A 311-nucleotide genomic window follows, 5' to 3' on the forward strand; every position below is an offset into this window, starting at 1 on the left:
TCGGACGCGGGGTGGAGCAGCCTGGTAGCTCGTCGGGCTCATAACCCGAAGGTCGTCGGTTCAAATCCGGCCCCCGCAACCAATTTTGAGTTCTCTTATAAAGAGAAGCCTCAGCGGTGAGGAGAAACACCGAATAATTCGATTCCCCCTTAGTTCAGTCGGCTTGAATCCATGTGGACTGTTCTAGCAGGGATGACAACCTCAGAGGTGAGGCGAAACACCGAAAAACTCGATTCCCCCTTAGTTCAGTCGGTAGAACGGTGGACTGTTAATCCATATGTCGCTGGTTCAAGTCCAGCAGGGGGAGCCAC

Annotated in this window: 2 tRNA genes; both read left to right on the forward strand. The window is 53.4% G+C overall.

The features are described 5' to 3' along the window. Positions 1–5 precede the first annotated feature (5 nt). A tRNA-Met gene (locus G505_RS0117710) sits at positions 6–82 on the forward strand. A gap of 152 nt (positions 83–234) precedes the next feature. Next, a tRNA-Asn gene (locus G505_RS0117715) sits at positions 235–310 on the forward strand. Position 311 lies beyond the last annotated feature (1 nt).

Source organism: Ferrimonas futtsuensis DSM 18154 (assembly GCF_000422645.1).
Taxonomy (GTDB): domain Bacteria; phylum Pseudomonadota; class Gammaproteobacteria; order Enterobacterales; family Shewanellaceae; genus Ferrimonas; species Ferrimonas futtsuensis.